Annotated in this window: 14 protein-coding genes; 13 read left to right on the top strand and 1 reads right to left on the bottom strand. The window is 42.4% G+C overall.

Annotation, left to right across the window (positions count from 1 at the left end; translation table 11 throughout):
- Positions 1-7 precede the first annotated feature (7 nt).
- On the bottom strand, positions 8-1642 hold the full coding sequence (gene pgm / locus LDM98_RS03580) for a phosphoglucomutase (alpha-D-glucose-1,6-bisphosphate-dependent) (RefSeq protein WP_223897973.1): 1635 nt from the start codon (positions 1640-1642) through the stop codon (positions 8-10).
- A gap of 164 nt (positions 1643-1806) precedes the next feature.
- On the opposite strand from pgm, the gene glgP reads away from it, so the two are divergent.
- The 13 genes from glgP to galU all read left to right on the top strand — a co-directional run bounded on the left by glgP (position 1807) and on the right by galU (position 19728).
- Positions 1807-3489, top strand: a complete 1683-nt coding sequence (gene glgP / locus LDM98_RS03575; protein ID WP_223897972.1) for an alpha-glucan family phosphorylase — start codon at positions 1807-1809, stop codon at positions 3487-3489.
- A gap of 126 nt (positions 3490-3615) precedes the next feature.
- Positions 3616-6810, top strand: a complete 3195-nt coding sequence (locus LDM98_RS03570) for a glycoside hydrolase family 15 protein (RefSeq protein WP_223897971.1) — start codon at positions 3616-3618, stop codon at positions 6808-6810.
- 17 nt (positions 6811-6827) lie between these two features.
- The gene (gene glk, locus LDM98_RS03565) at positions 6828-7811 is read left to right on the top strand and encodes a glucokinase (protein WP_223897970.1); all 984 of its coding nucleotides are present in this window, start codon (positions 6828-6830) and stop codon (positions 7809-7811) included.
- 178 nt (positions 7812-7989) lie between these two features.
- Positions 7990-9453 carry a glucose-6-phosphate dehydrogenase gene (gene zwf / locus LDM98_RS03560; RefSeq protein ID WP_223897969.1) on the top strand — a complete coding sequence of 488 codons (1464 nt, stop codon included), beginning with the start codon at positions 7990-7992 and terminating at the stop codon, positions 9451-9453.
- Positions 9443-10141: a 6-phosphogluconolactonase gene (gene pgl, locus LDM98_RS03555; protein ID WP_223897968.1), complete on the top strand. Its 699-nt coding sequence runs from the start codon at positions 9443-9445 to the stop codon at positions 10139-10141. The genes zwf and pgl overlap by 11 nt, the downstream gene beginning before the upstream one ends.
- Positions 10138-11967 carry a phosphogluconate dehydratase gene (gene edd / locus LDM98_RS03550; protein WP_223897967.1) on the top strand — a complete coding sequence of 610 codons (1830 nt, stop codon included), beginning with the start codon at positions 10138-10140 and terminating at the stop codon, positions 11965-11967. Before pgl ends, edd begins: the two co-directional genes overlap by 4 nt.
- Complete coding sequence (gene eda / locus LDM98_RS03545; RefSeq protein ID WP_223897966.1) at positions 11964-12611, top strand: bifunctional 4-hydroxy-2-oxoglutarate aldolase/2-dehydro-3-deoxy-phosphogluconate aldolase; 648 nt, start codon at positions 11964-11966, stop codon at positions 12609-12611. Before edd ends, eda begins: the two co-directional genes overlap by 4 nt.
- Complete coding sequence (locus tag LDM98_RS03540; protein WP_374706913.1) at positions 12598-13818, top strand: glucose-6-phosphate isomerase; 1221 nt, start codon at positions 12598-12600, stop codon at positions 13816-13818. Before eda ends, LDM98_RS03540 begins: the two co-directional genes overlap by 14 nt.
- 163 nt (positions 13819-13981) lie before the next feature.
- Complete coding sequence (locus tag LDM98_RS03535; RefSeq protein ID WP_223897965.1) at positions 13982-14776, top strand: mannosyl-3-phosphoglycerate phosphatase; 795 nt, start codon at positions 13982-13984, stop codon at positions 14774-14776.
- A complete protein-coding gene (locus LDM98_RS03530; RefSeq protein ID WP_223897964.1) occupies positions 14769-15926 on the top strand; it encodes a glycerate kinase in 1158 nt (385 codons plus the stop codon). Before LDM98_RS03535 ends, LDM98_RS03530 begins: the two co-directional genes overlap by 8 nt.
- A 10-nt stretch (positions 15927-15936) precedes the next feature.
- Positions 15937-17166 carry a glycosyl transferase gene (locus LDM98_RS03525; RefSeq protein ID WP_223897963.1) on the top strand — a complete coding sequence of 410 codons (1230 nt, stop codon included), beginning with the start codon at positions 15937-15939 and terminating at the stop codon, positions 17164-17166.
- Positions 17160-18902 carry a sugar phosphorylase gene (locus LDM98_RS03520; RefSeq protein ID WP_223897962.1) on the top strand — a complete coding sequence of 581 codons (1743 nt, stop codon included), beginning with the start codon at positions 17160-17162 and terminating at the stop codon, positions 18900-18902. Before LDM98_RS03525 ends, LDM98_RS03520 begins: the two co-directional genes overlap by 7 nt.
- Positions 18895-19728, top strand: coding sequence for a UTP--glucose-1-phosphate uridylyltransferase GalU (galU, locus tag LDM98_RS03515; protein ID WP_223897961.1), 834 nt, complete (start codon positions 18895-18897; stop codon positions 19726-19728). The genes LDM98_RS03520 and galU overlap by 8 nt, the downstream gene beginning before the upstream one ends.
- The last annotated feature ends 27 nt before the right edge of the window (positions 19729-19755 follow it).

The following is a 19755-nucleotide window of genomic DNA, read 5'->3' as shown; positions in this document are numbered from 1 at the left end:
TAAGAACCTAAAAAAGCTTACTGACCATGGCCTGTGCTTCTTGCTGTATCTGTTTGAGATGCGCTTCATCGATGAAACTCTCGGCATAGATCTTGTAGATCGGTTCCGTTCCTGAGGGGCGGAGTGCAAACCATCCGTTCTTTGCTACCACTTTCAGTCCGCCTATGGCAGCGCCGTTACCCGGGGCATTGGTCAGTATCGCTTCAATAGGCTCACCTGCAAGTACTTTTTCCTTTACATCATCCGGGGAGAGTTTTTTAAGGATGCTTCTCTGCCGGGCATCCGCAGGTGCATCGATACGTGCGTAGATAGGCGCTCCGAACTTTTGGGTCAGTTCCTGATAATGCACACCGGGATCTTTTCCTGTCACGGCCAGTATCTCAGCAGCCAGAAGTGTCATGATGATACCGTCCTTGTCGGTGCTCCACACCGAACCGTTTTTACGTAAAAAGCTTGCACCGGCACTCTCTTCTCCTCCGAAGAAGAGAGTGCCGGTGGTAAGACCATCAACGAACCATTTAAAACCGACGGGTACTTCGATCACTTTTTTGTCTAAGTCATTGGCGACACGGTCTATCATAGAGCTGCTTACGAGTGTTTTGCCTATACCCAGGTCACTTTTCCATTCAGGACGGTTCTGTGCCAGATAGCTGATGGCGACACTGAGGTAATGGTTGGGGTTCATAAGACCGACACTTTGGGTGACAATGCCGTGACGGTCAAAATCCGTATCGTTTCCAAACGCAATGTCATACTTTTCTTTGAGAGCTATCAGCCCTGCCATCGCATAAGGGGAAGAACAATCCATACGGATCTTACCATCCTTGTCACAGTGCATAAAAGAGAAGGTAGCGTCCAATGTGTCGTGAAATATTTCCATATTGAGTCCATAACGTGCTTTGATCGCAGCATAATATGCCATACCCGATCCACCCATGGCATCTGCACCGATGAGAATTCCTGATGCAGCAATGGCATCCATATCTATCACATTCTCAAGATCATCTACATAAGGCGTCACATAGTCATACTGGGTGACATTCTTTGCATTTAAGGCCTCTTCAAGGGGTGTTCTTTTGACATCATGCAGGTCATTTTCTAAAATTTCATTGGCACGGGCTTCGATCCAATCCGTTACATCTGTATCTGCGGGTCCGCCATGCGGAGGATTGTATTTAAATCCTCCGTATGCCGGTGGGTTATGTGAGGGTGTGATCACGATACCGTCACAGAGCGGTCCGCCTTTTGCATTGTGTGTCAAAATAGCATGCGATATGACAGGTGTGGGTGTATAGCCAAACTCTTCGGCGATATAGAGATCGACACCATTGGCTGCCAGGACTTCAATGGCAGTGAGTTGTGCCGGATAGGAGAGTGCATGGGTATCCATACCCATAAAGAGTTTCCCCCCAATGCCTGCTTGTTTACGGTAGTCACAGACAGCCTGTGTCACAGCAAAAATATGCATCTCGTTAAAGCTTTTATGCAGTGAAGAACCACGGTGCCCAGAGGTTCCGAAGCTGATACACTGGGCTCTGTCTTGTGTATCGGGAATCTTAGTATAGTAATCACTGATGAGTTCAGGCACATTTACAAGCATTGATTTCGGTGCCAGTTTTCCAGCATAGGGATGAAGACGCATTGTTTACCTTTAAGAAGAATTAATTATGTTATTTTAGCGTTTTTTAGATAGATTCAATAGAGTGTAGTTAACGGCACTACGGTTAAAGTAGTTGCATGGTATGATAATGAATGGGGATACAGTTCTCGCCTTGTTGATAGGTGTCTGTTTGTCGAGAATAATTAATGTTAGGAAAAAATAGAATGAAAGATTTGGTGCATTATGAAATTAACAGCCAATATGCAACAAAAGTAGCTTATTTCTCAATGGAATTTGCGATAGATCAATCGCTGAAAATTTATTCTGGCGGATTGGGATTTTTGGCAGGATCTCATATGCGTAGTGCATATGACCTTGAACAGCATATGGTTGGTGTGGGTATACTTTGGAGTTATGGTTATTATGACCAGGATCGGCATAAAGATCGCACTTTAGATATAAAATATACCCGTAAATTCTATTCTTTTCTTGAAGATCCTGAAGTGAGAGTAACCGTAAACGTCCATGGTCAACCTGTCCAAGTGAAGGTACTAGTCATGCCTAGCAGTGTGTTCGGTTCTGCACCGCTTATTTTACTCACAACAGATATTCCTGAAAATGATTTTCTTTCCCGTACTATCACACATAGACTTTATGATCCAAATGAAGAAACACGTGTAGCACAAGAAATTGTTTTGGGGATCGGTGGTGTGAAAGCACTCGAATCACTCAATCAGGAAGTCGATGTTTATCATATGAATGAGGGACATGCATTACCATTGGTATTTGAGTTGTTAAATACATATAAAACGTTTGATGCAGTGCGTGAACATGTGGTATTTACGACACATACTCCCGAAAAGGCAGGAAATGAAGAACACAATGTCTATTTTTTAGCCCAAATGGGATTTTTTAACGGACATTCTCTAAAAAAGATCCAAGCTGAACTTCATTATTATGATGAAAATTTCAGTTTAACAATCGGTGCATTGAAAACATCTAAACGTGCCAATGCTGTATCTAAAATACATGAAAAAGTCGCAAACGAAATGTGGAAAAATGTTGATGGACGATGTAAGATAATTGGGATTACCAATGCACAAAATCGTAGATTCTGGGTGGATAAACCATTACTAAGAGCACTGGAAGAGCATGAAGACTACGGAATTATTGCACGTAAAAAACACCTTAAAAAAATTCTTTTTGAGGAGGTATCCAATCAAACAGGAAAAGTGTTTTCTGCTGATATCATAACCATAGTCTGGGCACGTCGTTTTGTTGACTACAAACGTCCAGAATTACTCATTTATGATTTTGAACGCTTTCATAATCTAATGCATAACACAACATATCCTGTACAGGTTATATGGGCAGGAAAACCTTATCCTAATGATGCGGGTGCCATCAATATGTTTAATGAACTTATTGAGTTGAGCCATGGCTATAAAAATATGGCTGTGCTGACCGGTTATGAGTTAAACCTTTCTAAAATGCTTAAACAAGGAAGTGATATATGGCTTAATACACCACGTCGAACACGTGAAGCCAGTGGTACAAGTGGTATGTCCGCAAGTATGAATGCTTCGATCCATTTTTCTATCAATGACGGATGGCATCCAGAATTTGCCAAAGACGGAGTAAATGCATTTTCTATAGAAACAGCAGATGCTTCTTTACCTACCCATGAGCAAGATTATCATGATCATAAAGCGATGATGGATAAACTTGAAAACGTTATTTTACCCTTGCATTATAATAACATGAAGGCATGGGTAAAAATTATGAAATATGCTATGAATGATGTAGTGCGAGAATTTAATTCAACCCGTATGGCACACCAATACTATAAGAGGATGTATGATGATGAGGAAGAGTGTACTATCTCCTGATTAAAATTGAAACAATACTATTATGCTTTTCTTCCAAAATTGGATTATAATTAGCTTAAGTAATAAAAATGTACTATAGTTACATAAGCTGAACTCATGCATAGTATGCTGTAAAAGGTGAGATATATGAATCAAGATACACTTCAGGCTACACTTGATCGACATTTTCTGGTTGTTGACAAGATCATCCTCTCACGGCAAGACCCTATCACCGGGCTGTTACCTGCAAGTACGGCGGTAAATGCCCATGGGGATTATACCGATGCCTGGGTAAGAGATAATGTGTACAGCATTTTGAGTGTCTGGGGACTCGCACTTGCCTATAGAAAATGTGATCCTGACCATCATCGTACCTATCTCTTGAGCCAAAGTGTGGTGAAACTGATGCGGGGACTGCTCACTGCCATGATGAGACAGTCAGACAGGATCGAAGCATTTAAAAAAACACACGATCCCATAGATGCACTGCATGCGAAGTACGGTACACACACAGGTTTGGCAGTGGTCGGAGATGAGGAATGGGGGCATTTGCAACTTGATGCAAGCTCTCTTTTTTTATTGATGATCGCACAAATGACCGCTTCTGGACTGCATATCATCTATACGATGGACGAGGTTGATTTTGTACAAAATATGGTGCACTATATCAGCCACACCTACTGTACACCTGATTTTGGTATCTGGGAGCGCGGAAATAAGATCAATCATGGAAATACAGAAGTCAACGGCAGTTCAGTGGGTATGGCAAAAGCAGCACTTGAGGCCCTGGACGGTTTTAATCTTTTTGCCGATCTGCCAAACCATGAAGCTGTGATCCATGTGGTCCCCAGTGATATCGCCCGTTCCCGTTTTACACTGCAGGGATTACTGCCTAGAGAATCCAATTCCAAAGAGACGGATGCAGCACTGCTGAGTATCATAGGTTATCCAGCCTATGCGGTTGAAGATACAAAGTTGGTCAAACGTACGCGTGACAAGATCATCAAAAAACTTGCTGGCAATTACGGGTGTAAACGTTTTTTACTTGATGGTCATCAAAGCAGTATTGAAGATCCGAACCGCTTGCACTATGAACCTTCAGAGTTGCGCGAATTTGAACACATAGAATCAGAATGGCCTCTGTTTTTCACCTATTTACTGCTTGATGCATTGATGCGTGATGAGAAAGAAGAGATCGAGCATTGGAAGAAAAAACTGCAGCCGCTTTTTGTTGAACAGGAAGGGACAAAACTTTTACCTGAACTCTATATCGTTCCCAAAGAGAGCATCTCTGCAGAAAAAGAAGATCCGGGAAGTCAAATACGTGTTGCCAATGAAAATATACCTCTGGTATGGGCACAAAGTCTTTATATGCTCTGTGATATGATGCTTGACGGTCTTTTGACTCCGGAAGATATAGATCCGCTCAAACGTCACAAACGTATCGGACACAGTTTCAGTACAAAACCTCTGGTCCCGGTGATCGCTGAAAATGCTTCGGTGAAAGAAAAATTGACAGCGCTTGGTTTTGAAAGTGAAACGATCGAAGAGATCAAGCCTGTACGGATCTTACATGCTGATCAGCTCTCCATGCTTCATACGTTTTTGGGTCAAAATGAAAAACTTTCTTTAAGCGGTAGGAGATTGATGGTTGCAAGAACCGTGACGACTGCAAGGGTGCACTTCTATGGAGGTGAAGAGATCGTTTTTCTTCCTTATTATTTTAATCCGCATGGATTTTATTTCTCAGCTGACAATCAATTGTTAGTTGAACATTTTCGTGCATCATTAAAGTTCCTTGCCATGCAGTGGGATGCAAGAGGCAATCCTATCATACCGTTTTTTGTTCGTGAATCGATGTTTTCTGATGGTGAACGCGGTGCACTGGTTGGACTATTGGATGATATACAAAAAGAGCAGAGCGGTATGATCACTCTTCAGACAGGTCCATTGAAAACATTATTGGGTCTGGCGTGTATAGAACATATACAAGAGATTCACGGTTTTACCTTGCAAGCTGCAGAAATTGTGACAAATAATAGATTGGGCATCTGTTTGAAGGAAACGGAGATCCATAAATGCTTGAACCAGGAGGAAATACAGTATCTCAGAGATCAGGATGACTCTGTATTGATAGAGATACTTTTGGGTGAAAAAAATCGTTTATATAAAACCTATGTACTTGAAGAAATGTGGCAACGTAAGGGTGCAGATTTTGTATTTTACGTGGAACAGGAACATGTCACATTGTCACAGTTCGCCCAAAATCTTTATGAATTAGCTACCGTGTGTCATGAGTGGAATCTGGTACGGCGTATCGCTGATCTTACCGAAAAATATGATGATCGTATTGAAGATGTATTGCTTGATATAGTGATACGGCAAAAGCGTCTTGCAGTAGGACGGTCATACAGTGGAAAAGCGACATTTTCAAAACCGTATGAAAGTAGTGATATCGTTAAAACAATCATACTATATTGTGGTAATAATACAGCAGAAAGTGTTTTGACTCAGGAGATCATTTTACATCTTGGATATATGATCAGAAATGAACCTGAACTTTTTGAAAATATGCTAACGATTCGCACCTGGTACTTTATTCAGTTGCTTGTAGGACAGATAAGCAGGGAGGAGAACCTGCATATGGCTGATGCTTATGAAACGTTGCTCAGTTTAGCGCCTCACGCAATTTATGACCGTTTGCATAGGGTATTAAAATCATTTAAAAGAGAGGTCTCACTGTTTCTTGTTCATGAAAATTTACATGCATCGGGTACACCTTCCTTTGAATCGATGAAAGAAGGTCCGACCGTTAGGGAGTTTGGCAAAGTCACTGACTGGTCGCAATGGAGATATGAAAGGGGTATGGTAGGTCCGCTTTCCCCTGTTTTCTATAAGGATATATGGTATTTGTTACATCAATGCAGCGGCTTGGTCATCGGAGATAAATACAATGTGCAAAACAGGATCGGTTCAGAATTGACATTGGAATCAACCGCAGGTGAACAAAGTTTTGCCTTGAAGATCGATGCACTTTTGCAAAGTATCGATGCCCCTGATTACCGTCAGTTGAATATTGAACTGATCGAGAGCCTGGCAAGACTTTTTAGGGAAAACCCTGACCTGCATCTTGAAAATGACCTCATTATGGATGTACTCATAGGTCATGCGGTGCGCATATCCTGGGAAAAGGAGAGTGCTTCACTGCATTATAATGAACATCGTTCAGAAGCTTGGAAAGCATTTTATAAACGTTCACCTGTAGAAACAGATAAAGCATTCCTGGAAGCGTTTATGTTTCTGTTGTCACCGCAGGATGCTTTGCATGATCTTACAGTATAGAAGTACAGGGGGTTAGCATGATATTGGCAGGAGATATTGGCGGTACAAAAACGGATCTCGCACTTTTTGAACTCAGAGATAACACGTTGCATGTCGTTGCACAGCATCAGTTTCCCAGTAGAGAATTTGGCAGTCTCAATGAGGTGATCACGTTATTTAAGGAAAAGACTTCACTGCTATCTATAGATGCAGCATGTTTTGGTATCGCTGGACCGGTCATTGAAGGACGCTGCCGTACGACGAATTTGCCCTGGGATATTGTGACATCGGATCTGCAGGGACATTTGGGCATTTCAAAGGTACGTCTCCTGAACGATCTTGAAGCCACAGCCTATGGTATGCTGTATCTTCCTGAAGATGAATTTGCGGATCTCAATCCCAAAGGTCGCAGTATGCATGGAAATCGCGCTGTCATCGCTGCAGGTACAGGACTTGGAGAAGCGATGCTCTATTATGACGGCAGCGCATATCATCCTATCGGTTCGGAAGGAGGACATTGTGATTTTGCACCTTTGACACCGCAGCAGGATGCACTGTTGAAATGGATGCGTAATCGTTATCCGGGGCATGTCAGTTTTGAAAGGATACTGTCAGGTCCGGGGGTCTATATACTGTATGAGTTTTTAGCGGAAAGCGATTTTGCTGCACAACCGACATCTATGTTAAACATACCCGAAGGAAAAGACCCTAGTGTCATGGTAAGCGAATGCGCGTTAAAAGAACGCAACCCGCTTTGTATGGAGGCACTGAGACTTTTTTCAGAGATCTATGGTGCTGAAGCCGGGAATCTTGCCTTAAAAAGTATGTCACTGGGCGGTGTGTATATCGGTGGTGGTATCGCCCCAAAGATCCTCCCTGTACTTGCCAATAACCATTTTATGAACGGATTTTTGAGTAAAGGCCGCTTTAATGAGATGCTACAGGGAATGCAGGTAAAGGTCTCTTTAAATCCTGAAACTGCGTTACTGGGAGCCGCCCATTATGCACTCGACAGACTTTAGGGGCAGTGTGTTTTGAAATGGCTATTGCATAAAATATAGGCAAAAAAATGATAATATATAATTATATTGGGTTATAATCATTAATAGAGAGTAAAGTGTTATAATAAAAGTATGGGTGAACAACTGGAATTTGATAGAACAATGATTTTACGAAGCGCGTGAAAGGAAGGTGGATCAAATGGATGCAATGGTAAGTTTATGTGATATTACTATTTTTGGCGGGCATGGAGACCTGGCATTCAGGAAATTGATGCCTGCACTGTATCATCTGAGCAACAGTGGCTATCTGGATGAGAAGTGTCGTATTATCACCGCGACCAGAGTACCCATGAGCAATGATGAACATTGTGATCTGGTAAAGTCCAAACTGAAAGAATTTTTATCCGATAATGCGTTTGAAGAGGAAAAATTTGAATACTTTAGAGCACAACTTCATGTGGTCACCATTGAGTTTGATATCTTAGAGAGCTATACAGGGCTCAAAGCGTTATTGGATGCGTATCCGGAAAGAGAAAGAGTGAACTATCTCTCCACCGCACCGGATTTTTTTGGTACGATCTGCAGGTCTATGAGCAAACTGGATCTGGTCACTCCGCAAAGCAGGGTCGTACTTGAAAAACCTATAGGGAGAGATCTTGAATCGTCACGTGTGATCAATGTGGAAGTACTTAAATATTTTGAGGAGTCACAGATCTACCGTATCGATCATTATCTGGGTAAAGATACCGTGCAAAATATTATGGCACTGCGTTTTTCAAACAGATTTTTTATGCCGTTGTGGAATTCAAATCATATTGATCATGTACAGATCACTGTGGCCGAGAGTGTCGGTGTTGAAGGACGGTGGGGATATTATGATGATTATGGTGCGATGCGTGATATGGTACAAAATCACCTGATGCAGCTGCTTTGTCTTGTAGCGATGGAGCCTCCCTGTTCCCTTGATGCGGACAGTGTACGTGATGAGAAGGTGAAGGTACTCCGTTCACTTCGTAAGATGACCCCTGCGGATATCGAACAGAAAACAGTACGTGCACAGTATGCAAAAGGTTCAAGTGAAGGCATGCCTGTACCGGGTTACCTTGAGGGTGAGGGCGTGGAAAACAGTACCACTGAAACCTTTGCCGCACTTCGTGTAGATATAGATAACTGGCGATGGAACGGTGTACCTTTTTATCTGAGAAGCGGTAAACGCATGAGACGCCGGAATTCTGAGATCGTGATCCATTTTAAAGGGGTACCGCATTCTATTTTTGCCAACCAGGGTAAATCTATTTCAGAGAACAAACTGGTCATTGCACTGCAGCCCAAAGAGAGTATCCATCTGCAACTGATGAATAAAGTCCCCGGTCTCAGTGAACAGATGATGTTAAAACCTGTGGAGCTCGAGCTCAATACGCCTTTAAAGGTAGCGCATAAACCGGACGCCTATGAACGGTTGCTTCTGGATGTGATCCGTGCGAATCCGACACTCTTTATGCGTTTGGATGAAGTGGAAGCAGCGTGGAAATGGGCCGATGTGATACTGGACGGCTGGGCTGAAGATATGGTACCTATGAAAAGCTACAATGCGGGAACGGATGGACCCAGTGCCGCGGTACAGCTGATCGCAAGAAGCGGCAGGAGCTGGCATGATGAGTAGAACTGTACATGCTTTTAGCGAACAAGAAGCACTTATAGAAGCACTAAGTCAAAACATAGTGGACAATCTTCAAAAAGCGATTGAGGAAAAAGGAAAGGCCTCTTTGATCGTTTCAGGAGGAAGTACACCCAAACCTCTTTTTGAAACACTCAGAAAAGCAGCATTGGAGTGGGATAAAGTATGGGTAGGTCTTTGTGACGAACGATGGATCGATGTTTCCAAAGAAGAGAGCAATGAACATTTTGTCAAAAAATATCTGCTCCAAGAAGAAGCAGCGAAGGCTCACTTTGTAGGGATGTATTGTGCAGATACAGATATCTATACGGCTCAAAAGAGATGTTCAAAAAAGATGAAAGAGATGCTTTATCCTTTTGATGTACTCATTTTGGGTATGGGGACCGATGCACACACGGCATCTCTTTTCCCTGAGAATATCAAACTTGAAGAGGCTTTTGATCTTAAAAATCCAAATTTTTGCATCTCGATCGAACCGAAAAGCGCACCTTATATACGGATGAGTTTAACCCTGCATGCGATCTTGAGTGCCAAACATATCTATATCCATTTTGAAGGCAAAGAGAAAATTGCTGTGTTTGAAGAAGCGATCACAGGAGAAGATATTTATGCGATGCCTATACGCAGCGTATTGAACCAAGAGATTAAAGAGATAGAGGTATTTTACCGATGAATGAAGTTATACAAAAAGTGACAGACAGAATTCGTGAACGTTCTCTGGAGAGTAGAGCGATTTACCTGGATCGCATTGCATCAGCCAAAGGACACGGTGTCAACCGTAATGCATTGGGTTGCAGTAATTTAGCACATGCTATGGCACCGATGGAAGAGCGTGAAAAAGCATCGCTTGCAGGTTTGGAAAGTCCCAATATCGCTATCGTCACAGCCTATAACGATATGCTCTCTGCACATGAGCCGTATAAACTCTATCCGCCATTGATCAAACGTACCTTGATGGATCTGGGTGCCACTGCACAGGTCGCAGGCGGGGTACCTGCAATGTGTGATGGTGTCACCCAGTCACAGCCTGGTATGGAGTTGAGTCTTTTCAGCCGTGACAATATTGCCATGGGCACTGCGATAGCGCTTTCACATAATGTCTATGATGGTGCACTCTATCTTGGTGTGTGCGATAAGATCGTTCCGGGACTTGTGATCGGTGCATTGGCCTTTGGTCATCTTCCGGGGGTATTTGTTCCTGCAGGTCCTATGCCTTCGGGTATTTCCAATGCGCAAAAAGCAAAAGTACGTCAAGAATTTGCTCAAGGAAAGGTGAGTGAAGATGCACTGCTGAAAGTCGAGTCTGCTTCGTATCACAGTAGCGGAACCTGTACTTTTTACGGTACGGCAAACTCCAACCAGATGTTACTTGAGATGATGGGGCTACAGCTTCCAAACAGCTCTTTTGTCAATACAAACACGCCTTTGCGGGAAGCATTGACCGCACATGCGGCAAAAACGGTTGTAACGATGACAGAGTTAAGGGGAACCTACAAACCTGTCGCAGAGATCGTTGATGAAAAAAGTTTTGTCAATGCCATCGTAGGGCTGATGGCCACAGGGGGATCTACGAATCACACGATCCATCTTATTGCGATGGCAAGAGCTGCAGGGATCATACTGAACTGGGATGATTTTGATGCGATATCCAAAGTCACGCCTCTGCTCTGTAAAATGTATCCAAACGGGCAGGCAGATGTGAACCATTTTAGAGATGCAGGCGGTATGAGCGTCGTGATCTCACAACTTCTGGATGCCGGACTTGTACATAACGATGTGGAGACGATCGTAGGCAGAGGTCTGGATGCTTATATCGTTGAACCTGCTATGCGCGAAAACACTTTGAGCTTTGAACCAGGTCCTCGGGTCTCACGCAACATTGAGGTGATCTCAAGTACGCAGAGACCATTTAGTGAAGAGGGAGGGCTGAAACTGCTCAATGGAAACCTTGGGCGAAGTGTCATCAAGACCTCGGCACTGAAACCTGAACAGTTCTTTATAGAGGCACCGGCGGTCGTTTTTGAATCTCAGGAGGCTTTAAAGGAGGCATTTCATAAGGGGGAACTGGAAAGAGACTTTATCGCTGTAGTGCGTTATCAGGGTCCAAAGGCCAACGGAATGCCTGAGTTACACGGACTCATGCCGCCGCTTGGTGCACTTCAGGACAAGGGGTATAAAGTTGCCATCATCACAGATGGACGGATGTCCGGTGCATCGGGTAAAGTGCCTTCAGCCATTCACTTTTCTCCCGAAGCACTGGATGGAGGGTTGCTGGCAAAGGTCAGAACAGGCGACAGGATCCGTTTTGATGCAAAAAAAGGGGAGATCATGCTTTTGGTCGAGGATACGGAGTTACAAGAACGTACTCTTGATGTGCCTGATCTTAGTGCCAATACCCATGGGTTCGGTAGAGAGCTTTTTGTCGCTGTCCGTCAGAGTGTAGGTATGGCAGAGGAGGGCGCAAGTCTGTTTGATATTTCCGGTAAGGAGCGCGCATGACAGCCAGAGAAGTGATGCAGATCTCACCGATCGTTCCGGTGATCGCATTGGAAAATATGGATGATGCTGTGCCATTGGCAGAAGCTTTGCTTGAGGGTGGTATCAATATCATGGAGATCACACTGCGTACGGATGCAGGGCTTGGGTCTATAGAAGCTATCTCAAAAGCACTGCCGCAGATGCATGTCGGTGCGGGAACCGTACTCAATGGCAGTGATTTTCAACAAGCAGTGGCTCATGGTGCACAGTTTGTCTTTAGTCCGGGTATCAGTCATGATTTGATGGAGACCTCAAAAGCACTGAATGTTGTATTGATCCCAGGTGTAGCAACGGCTTCTGAAGTGATGTTTGCGAAAAATAACGGTTTTGAACATTGTAAACTCTTCCCTGCAACACTTGCAGGAGGTATTGAGATACTTAAGGCCTTTAGCGGACCGTTTTCAAGTATGAGATTCTGCCCTACAGGAGGCGTTAATCTTGAGAATATCAATGAATTTCTCTCACTTGAAAATGTACTCTGTACAGGGGGAAGCTGGATCGTTCCCAAGCAGGCACTAAAAGAAAAAAACTTTAAAGAGATCACAAAGCTTTGCTCAGAAGCGATGCAGGTTATCAAAGGAGAAATACAACATGATAAAAAATAAACTCTATTTTAGTTCGATCAGTAAAAGAGCAGAAGAAAAGGCGTTCGATGCGATCGTTGAAGAACAAAAAACGATTGGATATTATGCGTTACCCGATCAGGACATTGGTCCTATACATGAGTATTGCAGCAGTATTCCTGAAACCATAGAAACGATCGCGGTGATCGGGATCGGAGGAAGTTCTTTAGGTGCCAAAGCAGTCTATGAATTTATGAAACCGGTCAAAGAGCTCTCCAGAAAACTCTATTTTTTTGAAAGTACCGACCCTATCAATATCAATGAACTGCTCTCCAAATGCGATATCAATAAAACACATTTTTTGGTCATTTCCAAGTCAGGAAGTACGGTAGAGACCTTTTCTATCTATAAATATATCTACTCTTTACAAATGGATCCCTCATTTTATACCTTTATTACAGATCCCGGTTCTCCACTTGAAAAATATGCCAAAGAGATAGAAGCTTCTGTGCTCTATCTCCCAGATAATGTTGGAGGAAGGTTCTCTGTTCTTTCAACGGTAGGATTGTTGCCTTTGGCCCTGTGTGGTATCGATATCAAAGATCTTTTGACGGGTGCACAAATGATCAAAGAGAGGTTCTTTGACAGAGGGTATGTTTATGACATGCTTCTGGAAAAAGCTGTCTATTATGCGGAAAATCATGCACAGTACAGTATTAACTGTATCTTTGCCTATTCAGAAACACTGACATATTTTTGTCAATGGTATGTGCAACTCTGGGGGGAGAGTTTGGGAAAACACCAGCGTCACAGTGCCTTTCATGTAGGGCTGACACCTATCGGTCTGATCGGGCCAAAGGACCAGCACTCTTTCTTACAACTGATCATGGAAGGTACCAGAGACAAATCGGTCACCTTTATAAAGATCGAAGATTTTCATGACAATACCATGATCCCTGATATTACCCTTCCGCATTTGGAAATGCTTGACAGTTTAAATAATCTTCCTTTTTCAAAACTGATCAATATGCAATGTGATTCTGTGATAGAAGCGTTATTGGATCAAAATAATATCCCTTTGGATACGATCACCATCCAAAGTGTAACAGAATCCAATATCGGTTCTCTGATGTTCTATTATGAACTGCTTACATCTTTGGTGGGAGAACTGATAGATGTAAATACCTATGACCAACCGGGCGTTGAGGCAGGGAAAATTATTTTGAAGAGTAAACTGCAAGCACTGTGATCTGACAGCGATACGTAGTAAATAGCCGGTACGTACGGATGTATGTCCCCAGGCTGGCGTATTATTTAATAAATAATGATAGATAATGAAAATAATTTTCAATTGTATAGTTATTATACAGATATTCTTGAATGATATGTCACTAATGTGCTATAGTATGTACATGAAACGTTTAATATTCACTGATCTGGACGGTACTTTTTTAAATCATCATAATTACTCCTTTGAAGAGTCTCTCGAGGCACTGCAAAAGATCAAAGAAGCAGGCGTTCCTCTTATATTCACTACCAGTAAAACGAAAGCTGAAGTTGAATATCTACAAGCAAAAGTCGGAATATCAGAGCCTTTCATTGTCGAGAATGGAGCAGCACTTTTTATACCTGATGGGTATAAAGGATTTGATCTCTCATCTTTAAAAGATGATGATCATCTAAAGGTCATGGTCTTTGGTGAAGCCTATGCAAAAATATTGGAATTCTATAGAAGCCACAAAGATACATTTAATATCGTTGGTATGAGTGATATGACGGATACTGAAATTGGACATTTAACCGGATTGTCCCAGAGAGATGTGATTCTTGCCAAACAGCGTGATTTCACGGAACCCTTCATCCTTAAAGATGAGACAAAATTAGAAGCATTAAAAAAATCGGCTCACCGTTATGGGTTAAAGATCATACAGGGTGGACGATTTTATCACATCATGAGCGAATCACAAGATAAGGGCATTGCTGTGATCAAGACCATAGAACTGTTTGAAATGCTATATCAAGAGAGAGTCAGTTCCATTGCCTTAGGTGACAGCCAAAATGATACTGCTATGTTTGAACATGTGGATATACCTATTGTGATTCAAAAATATGACGGAAGCTACCTTGAGACCAATGTACCCCATATACAAAAGTCAAGCTATCAAGGCAGTAAAGGGTGGAATGAAATGGTATTGAAAAATGTCTAATAAAAAAATACTGGCACAGATCTATAACCATGCTATTGAGGCGGTAAAAGCCAATACGATCATTAGAAACAATATCACTCTGGATGAGAAAGATCTCACCATTTGCAACACAGCCTACACTTTGAAAAAGATCAATAAACTGTACCTCTTTTCAGTGGGGAAAGCCGGCTTAGGTATGGCAAAGGCGGTAGAAGAGATCTTGGGCTCTCTTATCAAGGGAGGGCTTGCCATTTCACATCAAAAAGGTCAATGCAGCTTCATTGAACACCATACTTCAACCCATCCTTTGGTTTCACAAAAGAGTATCGAAGGTGCAGATAAGCTGATCGAAGCGATGCAAACCATGCGGAAAGATGACTTTTTCATCTTCTGCCTTTCAGGTGGGGCGTCAGCCATGATAGAGAAGCCCATTGATGGCATAAGTTTAGAGGATTTTCAAAAAATATCCTCCGCACTGCTGGGCTCTGGTATCGATATCCAAACACTCAACAGTGTACGAAAAGCCATCTCCCGGATCAAAGGCGGCAAACTGGCTGACTACACGAAGGCCAAAGGAGTGGTTCTGGTACTGAGTGATGTGATCGGTGATGATCTTAACACGATCGGTTCGGCTCCGATGATGAATGGAAAAATACCCCATCATATTGTCGGGAACAATAGCATTGCTTTAAAAGAGGCAAAAAAATACATCAGATCCGAAGTGGATAAGGTAAAAATAGTGACGAATAGACTCAGCGAACCTTCGAAAGAGGCTGCCAGATATCTTGCTGAAAAGATCAAAGCGTACGAGAAAAAATATGACTCTTTCTGTCTGCTTTTTGGTGGAGAGACGACCACAGAAGTGAAGGATACGGGTAAAGGAGGCAGGAACCAGGAGTTGGCGTTAAGGCTGTTATTAGATAATGCATTGGTGTCTGACAAGATCTCTATCCTGATCGCAGGGAGTGACGGAATCGATGGAAATTCACCTGCTACGGGAGCCTTTGTGGAACAAGAAATCTATAAAAAAATGAAAACAAAAGGCTTAGATCCCAAAAAATATTTAAAAAACAGTGACAGTTACACTTTTTTTAAAGCACTGGATTCTGACTTTACTGTGGGCCCAACAGGGACCAATGTAATGGATCTTATGATCATCTTAAAAAATTAAAGGAGAAACAATGGCAGATTTTTTTCAAAACGGACTGATTACTACTCTCCAAAACCTCTCAAAGAGAACACTGGCAGATATGGAGGCTGAGTTAGAACAATTCTCAGATAGACACAATATGGTACTGCTTCTGCCTGCACTATACTCTGAGTTTGAAACGCCTGCCATGAAGCAGATCCTCAAAGAACTTAAAGGGGTGAAATATCTTTACAAGATTATTCTGGGCTTGGACAGTGCAACGAAAGAGCAGTTTGAAAATGTGAAAGCGATCATGTCCACTCTTGATGTGAGGGTAGATGTACTTTGGAATGACGGGCCATGCGTTCAAAACCTTTACCAGGAGTTTAAAGATCTGGGGTTTAACAGTATCGACATCAAAGGAAAAGGTCGAAATGTCTGGACGATGCTGGGCTACGCCCTCGCTGATAAAAACGCTTATGCCTTTGCCTTGCATGATTGTGATATCGTGAACTACACCCGTGATGTTCCTGCACGGCTTTTTTATCCGATTATTCACCCGGCATTGGATTTTGAATTTAACAAAGGTTACTACTCACGGGTCACAGACAAACTGCATGGACGTGCAACAAGGCTCTTTTACACGCCGCTCATCAAAGCACTGAAAAATACCTATGGGGAGAGTGACTATTTAAACTATATGGACAGCTTCAGGTATGCACTCTCAGGAGAATTTGCTTTTATCCGTACACTTGCGAGGGGGATCCGTATTTCACCTACTTGGGGATTGGAGGTCTCAACATTGAGTGAAGTCTATGATAAGAGCTCGGTAGGGCGCATTTGTCAAACAGAGATCATGGAGAGTTATGAACATAAACACCAGGAACTCACAGGAGAAAATACTGCCCAAGGGCTTGAAGGCGGTGTGGCAAAGATGGTTATCGATATTGCCCAAACCATTTTCAGGGTCATGTCGCAGCGTGGGGTGACATTTTCTGAAGAGTCTCTTAGCACACTGCGAAGCTCATTTTTTAATGAGAGTCGAAAAGCCATTGCCCGCTATGATGCAGTAGCGAAATTCAATGCTTTGAATTTCGATAGAAAAAAAGAGATAGATGCGGTTGAAACTTTTGATAACGCACTCAAAGAAGCGTGTGAAAGTTTTCTTGCCGATCCACTCGGGGTTCCGTCCCTTTCAGCTTGGATAAGCCTGCGTTCCGTACTGCCAGAGATATCAGATCAATTTAAAGAAGCTGTCAATAAGGATAATGCATCATGTTAGAAAGAGACAGTAAAGAAAGATTGGATTTCATTAAATATTCTCTTGAAAGTATCTACAACAAAGAAGATGCAGCTATGGCATATGATGCTATAGCTGTACTGATCAAGGAGTACCAAGAGAAAGTCGAAAGCAAACCCTATGTGATGACTGAAAAAGATGTGATACTCATTACCTATGGGGATCAGATCTTTCATGAAGGAGAAACGGCGTTAGCCACACTTCACCGGTTTTTAAACGAGTATGTGCAGGAGTGCATCAACAGTGTACATATTTTGCCATTTTATCCATATTCAAGTGATGATGGTTTTTCCATTGTTGATTATAAAGGCGTCTGCCCTTTAAAAGGTTCATGGAAGAACATTAAAGCCTTGAACCAGGATCACCGCCTTATGTTTGATGGTGTGATCAACCACATGAGCCAACTGAGTCATTGGTTTGAGAAGTTCTTGGCCAATGATCCTGAATATTATAACTTTTTCACCGAACTTGATCCATCCATCGATTTAACGGCGGTAATACGACCTCGAACCACTCCTCTGCTCACTGAATTCATTGATGATGATGGAGGTATTCGCCATGTTTGGACCACGTTCAGTGCAGATCAAGTGGACTTGAATTATGCGAACTATAAGGTATTGCTCAAAGTGCTGGATGTATTACTTCTGTATATAGAAAAGGGTGCATCGCTTATAAGGCTTGATGCCATTGCCTTTATCTGGAAAGAGATAGGCACAAACTGTGTACATCTTCCACAGACCCATGAACTGATACAACTGATGCGTGAGGTGATCCATGCCGTGGCTCCTGAGATCATTATCATTACAGAGACCAATGTACCACACGATGAGAACATCTCCTATTTTGGCAATGGATCAGATGAAGCACATATGGTGTACAACTTTGCTCTGCCTCCGCTCTTGGCATTTTCTATTTTATCGGGAGACACCACCAAGTTGACAGCCTGGGCCAAGACCTTAAAGCTTCCGAGTGACAAGGTGTGTTTCTTTAACTTTACAGCCAGTCATGATGGTATCGGTGTACGGGCAGTAAGTAACATTCTTGATAAGGATGAGCTAAACTTCATGGTCAACTCTTGCAAAGCACATGGCGGTTTGGTCTCATATCGGAGTGTAGAAGGAGAGGAACAATCTCCCTATGAGTTGAACTGCAGCTATATAGATATCTTAACCCATCCTGATGAGGATGATACGTTACGGCTTAAACGTATGATACTTTCCCAAGCTGTTGTCCTGGCAATGCCCGGGGTCCCGGGTATCTATTTTCATTCACTGGTCGGGTCGAGAAATTACCATGAAGCAGTGAGAAAAACAAGACGAAACCGGGCTATCAATCGTGAGAAATTAAATTTTGACAACATCAAAGAGGAGCTGAGTGAAGAGGGAAGTCTACGTAATAATCTGTTTAAACGTTATAAACAACTTATTTCGATTCGTATTCATGAACCCTGTTTTGACCCTTTTACCAGGTTTGAATTTTTATCACTGGATAAAGAGGTTTTTGCGATAAAACATTACGGTAAAGAGAGTAATGAATTTATTATTGCTCTGCACAATTTCCAAAAAACAGAAGTTGAAGTCGATCTGTCACCCTATAAAGAAGGTGTTTTTATGGATATTATTTCTCATAGACAGCTACAAGAAGGAATATTTATTATGCAGCCGTATGAGATATTGTGGTTGAAACCATTAAAAGAAGGAGAAAAGAAAAATGATTAAAAAATGTTTATTCCCGGCTGCCGGATACGGTACACGATTTTTGCCGGCAACCAAGGCAACACCAAAAGAGATGCTTCCCATCTTGACCAAACCACTGATACAGTATGGAGTAGAAGAGGCAAGCGATGCGGGTATGGATGTCATGGCGATCATTACAGGCCGCGGTAAAAGGGCCTTGGTAGAGCACTTTGATATCTCTTATGAGCTGGAGCATCAGATCAAAGGAAGTTCCAAAGAAGATCTACTGAAGAGTACTCGGGAGATGATGGATAAATGTACCTTTACTTTTACCAGACAAAAAGAGATGTTAGGACTTGGCCATGCTATTTTAAAAGGTGAACCTTTGATCGGTAATGAGCCTTTTGGCGTGATCTTGGCAGATGATCTGTGTGTGAATGAGGATGGGGAAAATGTGCTGGCGCAGTTGGTAAAGATCTATGAGAAATATAAATGTTGTGTGGTTGCCATCCAGGAAGTGCCTAAAGAAGAGACATACAAATACGGAGTGATCGAGGGTAAAGAGATCGAAGATGATGTTTTTATCATCTCTGATATGGTAGAAAAACCGGACCCGGAAGATGCCCCTTCGAATCTGGCGATCATTGGACGATATATACTTACCCCTGATATTTTCAGAACCATAGAAGAGACCAAACCTGGAAAAAATGGAGAACTTCAAATTACCGATGCTTTGATGAATCATACGAAAAAAGGGATGGTCTTAGCCTACAAGTTCAAAGGAAAACGTTTTGACTGCGGAAGCGTTGACGGTTTTGTTCAAGCAACCAACTATTTTTATGATAAGCTGAAAAAAGAATCTAAATGATCATTTTCGGTATAGGTTTTCACAGAA

Source organism: Sulfurovum sp. TSL1 (assembly GCF_019972135.1).
Classification (GTDB): Bacteria; Campylobacterota; Campylobacteria; order Campylobacterales; family Sulfurovaceae; genus Sulfurovum.
Note: the sequence above shows the minus strand (reverse complement) of the source record. Positions and strands in the feature narration are given on the sequence as shown.

Bases quoted from the DNA above. Each gene is read 5' to 3' on its own strand.
- pgm (WP_223897973.1), bottom strand. From the start codon at position 1,642: ATGCGTCTTCATCCCTATGCTGGAAAACTGGCACCGAAATCAATGCTT.
- glgP (WP_223897972.1), top strand. From the start codon at position 1,807: ATGTTAGGAAAAAATAGAATGAAAGATTTGGTGCATTATGAAATTAAC.
- LDM98_RS03570 (WP_223897971.1), top strand. From the start codon at position 3,616: ATGAATCAAGATACACTTCAGGCTACACTTGATCGACATTTTCTGGTT.
- glk (WP_223897970.1), top strand. From the start codon at position 6,828: ATGATATTGGCAGGAGATATTGGCGGTACAAAAACGGATCTCGCACTT.
- zwf (WP_223897969.1), top strand. From the start codon at position 7,990: ATGGATGCAATGGTAAGTTTATGTGATATTACTATTTTTGGCGGGCAT.
- pgl (WP_223897968.1), top strand. From the start codon at position 9,443: ATGATGAGTAGAACTGTACATGCTTTTAGCGAACAAGAAGCACTTATA.
- edd (WP_223897967.1), top strand. From the start codon at position 10,138: ATGAATGAAGTTATACAAAAAGTGACAGACAGAATTCGTGAACGTTCT.
- eda (WP_223897966.1), top strand. From the start codon at position 11,964: ATGACAGCCAGAGAAGTGATGCAGATCTCACCGATCGTTCCGGTGATC.
- LDM98_RS03540 (WP_374706913.1), top strand. From the start codon at position 12,598: ATGATAAAAAATAAACTCTATTTTAGTTCGATCAGTAAAAGAGCAGAA.
- LDM98_RS03535 (WP_223897965.1), top strand. From the start codon at position 13,982: ATGAAACGTTTAATATTCACTGATCTGGACGGTACTTTTTTAAATCAT.
- LDM98_RS03530 (WP_223897964.1), top strand. From the start codon at position 14,769: ATGTCTAATAAAAAAATACTGGCACAGATCTATAACCATGCTATTGAG.
- LDM98_RS03525 (WP_223897963.1), top strand. From the start codon at position 15,937: ATGGCAGATTTTTTTCAAAACGGACTGATTACTACTCTCCAAAACCTC.
- LDM98_RS03520 (WP_223897962.1), top strand. From the start codon at position 17,160: ATGTTAGAAAGAGACAGTAAAGAAAGATTGGATTTCATTAAATATTCT.
- galU (WP_223897961.1), top strand. From the start codon at position 18,895: ATGATTAAAAAATGTTTATTCCCGGCTGCCGGATACGGTACACGATTT.